The sequence below is a fragment of the Cellulomonas sp. genome (assembly GCF_017744555.1).
Lineage (GTDB): Bacteria > Actinomycetota > Actinomycetes > Actinomycetales > Cellulomonadaceae > Cellulomonas.
The window spans coordinates 1-7,258 of sequence record NZ_JAGIBD010000063.1 but is presented as its reverse complement, the minus strand read 5'-3'; the positions used below and the strand labels follow the sequence as shown (position 1 = coordinate 7,258).

7 protein-coding genes are annotated in these 7,258 nt (G+C 73.9%); all 7 read left to right on the top strand.

Features of this window, described 5'->3' with window-relative positions; all coding sequences use genetic code 11:
- Positions 1-130: 130 nt before the first annotated feature.
- Complete coding sequence (locus J7523_RS19740) at positions 131-568, top strand: phage tail protein (protein WP_291890411.1); 438 nt, start codon at positions 131-133, stop codon at positions 566-568.
- Complete coding sequence (locus tag J7523_RS19735) at positions 568-1,428, top strand: LysM peptidoglycan-binding domain-containing protein (RefSeq protein ID WP_291890409.1); 861 nt, start codon at positions 568-570, stop codon at positions 1,426-1,428. Before J7523_RS19740 ends, J7523_RS19735 begins: the two co-directional genes overlap by 1 nt.
- Complete coding sequence (locus J7523_RS19730; protein WP_291890407.1) at positions 1,415-3,253, top strand: VgrG-related protein; 1,839 nt, start codon at positions 1,415-1,417, stop codon at positions 3,251-3,253. Before J7523_RS19735 ends, J7523_RS19730 begins: the two co-directional genes overlap by 14 nt.
- A 9-nt stretch (positions 3,254-3,262) precedes the next feature.
- Complete coding sequence (locus tag J7523_RS19725) at positions 3,263-3,676, top strand: GPW/gp25 family protein (protein WP_291890405.1); 414 nt, start codon at positions 3,263-3,265, stop codon at positions 3,674-3,676.
- 2 nt (positions 3,677-3,678) lie between these two features.
- Positions 3,679-5,625 carry a putative baseplate assembly protein gene (locus tag J7523_RS19720; protein WP_291890403.1) on the top strand — a complete coding sequence of 649 codons (1,947 nt, stop codon included), beginning with the start codon at positions 3,679-3,681 and terminating at the stop codon, positions 5,623-5,625.
- A gap of 10 nt (positions 5,626-5,635) precedes the next feature.
- Complete coding sequence (locus J7523_RS19715; RefSeq protein WP_291890401.1) at positions 5,636-6,166, top strand: phage tail protein; 531 nt, start codon at positions 5,636-5,638, stop codon at positions 6,164-6,166.
- A partial coding sequence (locus J7523_RS19710) for a zinc-ribbon domain-containing protein (RefSeq protein ID WP_291890400.1) occupies positions 6,163-7,258 on the top strand: 1,096 nt, incomplete at its 3' end. The genes J7523_RS19715 and J7523_RS19710, both read left to right, overlap by 4 nt.

Here is a 7,258-nt window from a genome sequence, read left to right as displayed (position 1 = left end):
ATGCTGCGCCGGATGCGCGGCCAGCTGCTCGTCGACCGCGAGCGCCGCGGGATGAGGGCGGACGTGTGACGGGCGTGGGACGTGCGACGAGGGGCGGACGAGGCATGAGCGCGGACGGGAGGGACTCACGATGAAGGACGACGAGGTCACCGTCGCGATCGGCATCCGCTACGAGGTGAAGCTCGACGACACGAACCTGGGCGAGTTCACGTCGTGCGAGGGGCTGGGCGCCGAGGTCGTCATGGAGACGCGCGAGGAGGGCGGCAACAACACGCTCGTGTGGCAGCTGCCGACGCGCATCAAGTACCCGAACATCAAGCTGACCCGGCCCCTCGGGAAGTCCACCGAGAAGGTCGCGGCGTGGATCTCGTCGATGGCGACGGGCTTCTCGCGGCACACCGGGTCGATCGTCGCGAAGAACGCGCACGGCGACGTCATCGCCACGTGGTCGCTCGAGGGCATCGTGCCGGTGCGGTGGACGGGTCCGTCGATGCAGCCGGACAACTCGAAGGTCGTCACGGAGACCGTCGAGATCGCGCACCACGGGTTCACGAAGGGCGGTGCGTGATGAGTCCGTCGCCGGTGGGGTTCGACGCGGCGGCCGCCTCGGCGGGCGGCGGCAGCCTCGTGCACGCGTCGCTGATGATGAACGAGCCGTCGACGGACGGTGCGCTCGACAAGGCGGGCGCGCCGCTCGGCGAGATCAAGTTCCAGTTCAACCCCAAGGAGCTCGCGCTCACCAAGACGGTGTCGTGGACGCGCCCGACGACGAAGGGCACGACCCGGGCCTCGCCGCCGCAGTTCCAGGGCCCGCAGCCGTCGAAGCTGACGATCGAGATGTTCTTCGACGCGTCCGACACGCACGACGACAGCGTCGTGAAGAACGTCGAGAAGCTGTTCTCGTGCTGCGTGCCGACCACGGCGTCGCACGCCGCGAAGAAGGACTCGCCGCCGTGGGTGCAGTTCCGCTGGGGCGGCCTGACGGGGTTCCTCGCGTACGTCTCGACGGTGTCGGCGAAGTACACGCTGTTCACGGCCGAGGGGTTGCCGATCCGGGCGACGTGCTCGGTGACGCTCGAGGAGCTCGCGGGCTCGCCGCCGAAGACGAACCCGACGTCGGGCGGCCAGGCGCCGCACCGCGAGCACGTGCTGGTGTCCGGCGACACGTTGCCGGCCATCGCGTACCGCGAGTACGGCGACCCGGGCCTGTGGCGTGCCGTGGCCGCGGCGAACGGGATCGACGACCCGACGCGGCTGCGGCCCGGCGGGCGGCTGCTGCTGCCCGCGCAGAGCGACCTGCTGCACGACCCGGCGCGCCGCCCGGCCCCGGTCGAGCCGGTGGCGCCGACGCCGCCGAGCGGGCCCGTCGAGGAGCCCACCGCGGGCCTGCCCGCACGCACCCGGGAGGTGGCCGATGCCGTTCGGTGAGGAGCACGCCGCGACCCCGCTGGTCGCGGTCAACGGGGCGCCGCTGCCCGACGACGTGGCGCCGCTGCTGTCGAGCGTCATCGTCGACTCGAGCCGGAACGTGCCGGACATGTTCGTGCTGCGGTTCCTCGACGAGCAGGCGATGGTCCTGTCGAAGGGCGGCTTCAAGGTCGGCGCCGAGGTCGCCATCACGGTGCAGTCGAGCGGTCCGGGCGGGCCGGTGCCGCTGCTCAAGGGCGAGGTCACGGCCCTCGAGGCGGAGCTCGACCAGGACGGCTTCCACACCGTGGTCCGCGGGCTCGACAAGTCGCACCGGCTGTTCCGCGGCCGCCGCATGGAGGCGTACGTCAACATGACGCCCGGCGACATCGTCCGGAAGGTCGCCGGGCGGGTCAGCGTGCCGCTCGGCTCGGTGACGGCCGGGAGCGTGCTCCAGCACGTCGCGCAGGACAACGTCAACGACTGGGACTTCCTGCAGTCGCTCGCGGACCAGATCGGCGCGACCGTCCGGGTCGTCGACGGCAAGCTCGACTTCGCGGTGCCGACGCTCGCGACGACCGCCCCGTCGGGCAACGACGGCGCCCGCGAGAACCCGCTGGTGCTCGAGCGCGGCGTCAACCTGCTGTCGCTGCGCGCGACCGTCACCGCCGCGGGTCAGGTGCCCGAGGTCGAGGTGCGCGGGTGGGACGTCAAGCAGAAGAAGGAGGTCGTCGCCTCCGTCCCCGCGAAGACGTCGAGCGCCGAGCTCGCGGACGTCACGCCCGTCAAGCTCGCGAACACGTTCGGCAGCCCCAAGTTCGTCGAGGCCGCGCCCACGCTCATCACGTCGTCGCAGGTCCAGTCCCGGGCCAAGGCGCTCGCCGACCGGCTCGCGTCGGGGTTCGCCGAGCTCGAGGGCGTGGTGCACGGCAACCCCCGGATGAAGGCGGGGGAGGCCGTCACGCTGCGGCAGATGGGCAGCCCGTTCGACGGGAAGTACACGCTCAGCGCCGTCCGGCACGACTTCGCCGCCGACACCGGGTACGTCACGTCGTTCACCGTCGCGGGCGCGTCCGAGCGGTCGCTGTTCGGGGCCGTCGCCGGCGCGACGATCAACGGGCACCGCGGTCAGCACGGCGTCATGCAGGCGATCGTCACCGACGTCAAGGACCCCGAGAACCTCGGCCGGGTCAAGATCAAGCTGCCGATGTACTCGGACACCTACCAGAGCGGGTGGGCGCGGGTCGTGGCGCTCGGCGCGGGCCAGAACCGGGGCACCTACCTGCTGCCGGAGGTCGGTGACGAGGTGCTCGTCGCGTTCGAGAACGGCGAGACCGACCAGCCGTACGTGCTCGGCGGGCTCTACAACGGCAAGGACAAGCCCGAGAGCGGGCAGTACGGCAACCCCGACGGCAAGGTGCAGAAGCGGGTGTTCCTGTCGCGCACGGGCATGCGCTACGAGTACATCGAGACGCCCAGCGCCGAGGAGCTCGTGATCTCGACGAGCAGCGGTGCGCAGAAGATCCGCATGGTGCAGAAGAGCCAGGCGCTCATCGAGATCCTGTCCGAGGGGCCCCTCAAGGTCGTCGCGAAGCAGGACGTCACGGTCGAGTCGAAGAAGAACGTGGCCGTCACGACGTCCGCGGGCAACGTGAGCGTCAAGGGGATCGACGTGTCCGTCGAGGGCACCAAGTCGATCTCGCTCAAGGCCCCGCAGGTCACCGTGCAGGGCACGGCCACCACGGACATCAAGGGTGCCCAGGTCAAGGTCGCCGCCGACGCGCAGGTCGAGGTCTCCGGCAACGCGATGGCCACCATCCGCGGCGCCCTCGTGAAGATCAACTAGGGGGCGGCCATGGGTCAGGAGTTCATCGGTGCCGGGTGGTCGTTCCCCGTGCGGTCGGACGCGACTGGCCGGATCGCGCTGTCCCGCGAGGGTCACGAGATCGAGGAGAGCATCCGGCTGATCCTCGCGACCGCCCCGGGCGAGCGGCCCATGCGGCCCGAGTTCGGGTGCGCGGTGCACGACTACGTGTTCGCGCCCGCGGACGCCACCACCGCCGGCGCGATCGCCTACGCCGTGCGGGTCGCCCTGGACCGGTGGGAGCCGCGCATCGAGCTGCGCGACGTGCAGGTGCGGTTCGACGAGGTCGACAGCGGCGTGCTCTACATCGACGTCGGCTACGCGATCCGCGGCACGAACGACCCGCGCAACCTCGTCTTCCCCTTCTACACGATCCCCGACGAGCGACCCGTGACGGGAGTCTGACCGTGCTGCCCTCCCCCAACCTCGACGACCGCCGGTTCCAGGACCTGGTGGACGACGCGAAGCGCATGGTGCAGCGCCGCTGCCCCGAGTGGACGGACCACAACGTGTCCGACCCGGGCGTGACGCTCATCGAGACGGTCGCCTTCATGGCCGACGAATTGTTCTACCGGCTCAACCGGGTTCCTGACCGGCTGTACGTCGCGTTCCTCGACCTGCTCGGCGTCACGTTGCACCCCGCGGGCGCCGCGACCGTCGACCTCGTCATGTGGCTGTCCGCAGCGCAGGACGAGACCGTCGTCGTCCCCGAGGGCACCGAGGCCGCGACCAACCGCACCGAGCGCGACGAGGCGGTCGTGTTCACGACGACGCGCCCGCTCGAGATCCCGCCGCGCAAGCTCCTGCACGTCGCGACGCAGCGGCCGGGGGGTGAGCAGGTCAACCGCGACGACCAGCTGTCCTCGGGCGACTCGTTCCCGGTGTTCGCCGAGGTGCCGCAGATCGACGACGTGCTGCTTCTCGGCCTCGACGACCCCGCGCCGTCGTGCGTGATCGCGCTGCGGTTCGACTGCACCGTGCAGGGCGTCGGCGTCGACCCCCGCCGGCCGCCGCTCGCGTGGGAGGCGTGGGACGGCAGGACGTGGGTCGCGTGCGACGTCGACAGCGACGGCACCGGCGGCCTCAACCGCGCGGGCGACGTGGTGCTGCACGTGCCGGCGACGCACACGGCGTCGGTGCTGGGTGGCGTCCGCGCCGGGTGGCTGCGGTGCCGCGTGACCGAGCCCGACGAGGGGTACCCGAAGTACGGCGCATCCCCGACGGTGCGCGAGGCCGGGGCGTTCACCATCGGCGGCACGGTCCCCGCGGTGCACGCCGAGACGATCCGTGACGAGGTCGTCGGCCTGTCCGAGGGCGTGCCCGGACAAACGTTCCCGCTCGAGCACCGGCCCGTCGTCGCCGGCCCGCCGACCGTGCTCGAGGTCGCCACCGGCGCCGGGTGGGCACAGTGGACCGAGGTCGAGTCGTTCGCCGGCCACGGGCCCGACGACGAGGTGTTCGTGCTCGACCGGGCCGCGGGCGAGATCCAGCTCGGACCCTCCGTCCGTGAGCCCGACGGGACCCTGCGGTCGTACGGCGCGATCCCGCCCAAGGGCGCACCCCTGCGGCTGCCCCGCTACCGGACGGGCGGCGGGCCCGACGGCAACGTCGCCCCCGGCACGGTGCAGGTGCTGCGCGGCGGGCTGCCGTTCGTCGACCGCGTCTCCAACCGCCGGGCCGCCGCAGGCGGCGTCGCCGCGGAGACCGTCGACGAGGCCAAGGAGCGAGGGCCGCTCGCGCTGCGGGTCCGCGACCGGGCCGTCACCGCCGAGGACTACGAGCACCTGGCCCGGGCCGCCGCCGTCGACGTCGCCCGCGTGCGGGCCGTGTCCGCGGGTGACGGCGCCGACGCCGGGGCGATCCGGGTGCTCGTCGTGCCCGCCGCGCAGCCCGACGCCGAGGGGTCGCTGCGGTTCGAGGACCTCGTGCCGTCGCCCGAGTCGCTCGCCGCGATCGCCGAGCACCTCGAGGAACGCCGCCCGGTCGGCGCGCGCGTCATCGTCGAGCCGCCGTTCTACCAGGGCGTCACCGTGGTCGCGCGCCTCTCGCCGCGGCCGCGGGCGGCGGTCCCGATGCTCGAGGCCGAGGCAGTCCGCGCCCTCAACCGGTACTTCGACCCGCTGCGCGGCGGCCCCGACGGCGAGGGCTGGCCGTTCGGCCGGCCCGTGCAGGCCGGCGAGGTGTACGCCGTGCTCCAGCGGCTGCCCGGCACCGAGATCGTCGAGGACGTGAAGATCTTCGCCGCCGACCCGCTCACCGGCCGCCGCGGCGACCCCGTGCAGCGCATCGACATCGACAAGCACGCGCTGTGCTTCTCGTTCCGGCACCAGGTGCGCGTCGTGGCGGGCAGCTGACGTGCGCGGCATGGTCGAGGGCCTCCAGTCACCCGTCCCCGTCGCCGGGCGGCTGCCCGTCGTGCTGCAGGACGACGACTTCCTGCAGCGCTTCACCGGCGCGCTCGACGACATGCTCGCGCCCGTCTACCTCACGCTCGACTCGCTCGCGTGCTACCTCGACCCGCAGCTCGCACCCGACGACTTCCTCGAGTGGCTGTGCGGGTGGGTCGGCATCGAGCCGGACCAGACGTGGAGCACGCAGCGCCGCCGCGACATCGTCGCCCGCGCCGCCGCCGTGCACCGCTGGCGCGGCACCGCCCGCGGCGTCGCGGAGGCCGTGCAGCTCGTCGTCGACGGCGAGGTCGAGGTCACGGACAGCGGCGCATCGGCGTGGTCACCCGCACCCGGGGGCACCATCCCCGGGTCCGCGACGCCGTCGATGACCGTGGTGGTCCGGGCGTCCGGGCCCGTGGACAGACGCCGCGTGGAACGCGTGATCGCGGCGGTCAAGGCGGCCCACGTGCCGCACACGCTCGACGTGCAGGAGGTGGGGAAGTGATCGTGTGCCCCGAGTGCGGGACCCGCAACGAGGACGGCGAGCTGTTCTGCGGCCAGTGCGGCACGTACCTGGAGTGGGGCGAGGACGGCGGCGCTCCGGCCGAGGCGCCGCTCGAGGAGCCCACCCCCGCGGAGCCGGCCGTCCCGGACCCCGTGGTCACCACCTCACCCGCGGAGCCGGCCAGAGACCGGTACGCCGAGGTCGCGGCCGAGCCTGCCGTCGAGCCGGTGCGCGGCGCGCCGGTCGCAGGGCCTGGTGCCGAGCCCGTCGCCGCGGCGCCCGCCGTCGAGCCGCTCTCGACACCGGCCGACGTGCCCGCTGCGGGGAGCGCGGCCGTCGCACCCGATCCGGTCGTCACGCCGGACCCGGTCGTCGCACCGGACCCGGTCGTCGCACCCGCGGCCGAGACCCCGGACGACTCCGGCGTCGACGTGCCGCACCCGCGCGTCGCCGCCCACCGGGCGGAGGCGGCCGGCGTCGCGCTTGCCGACCCACCGCCCGCCGCCGCGCCGGCGCCCTCGGACTCCGGCCCCGGCGCCCCGACGAGCCCGTCCGGCCTGTCGGGGGGCGCCGTGAGCCCGACGGGCCCGGCCGAGGGCTCAGCTCCGGCCGGCGGGTCAGGCCCTGCCGGCCCTGGCGTCCCGTCGTCGACACCGGACACCGCGTCGGCAGCGGCAGCAGCAGCAGCCGCCTCGCCGGCCGCACCCACCGGTGCACCCACGGCCGGGTCGCCGGCCGCACCCGCCGGCGCGTCGACGGCACCGTCGTCCGCCGATCCGTCGTCCACCCGCGAGTCGTCCGCCGCGACCACGGCTGCCCCGCCCGCCTCGGCGACCGCGGGTACCGCGACCCCGGTCGACCGGCCGCCGGTCACGGAACGCATCCGCCCGGCGGAGGAGACGGCCGCCATCGTCGCGCCTCCCGCCACCGCGGCTCGCCCGGCCACGCCGGCGGGCCCCTCGGGCCCGGGCGCGACCCGCCCCGGCGACGCACCGGTCCGCCCGACGACCCCGACCCCGCCGCCGCAGACCCCGGACGCGAGGATCGCCGCGGCCGCCGCACTCGTCGCCCCGCCACCGCCCCCACCGGCAC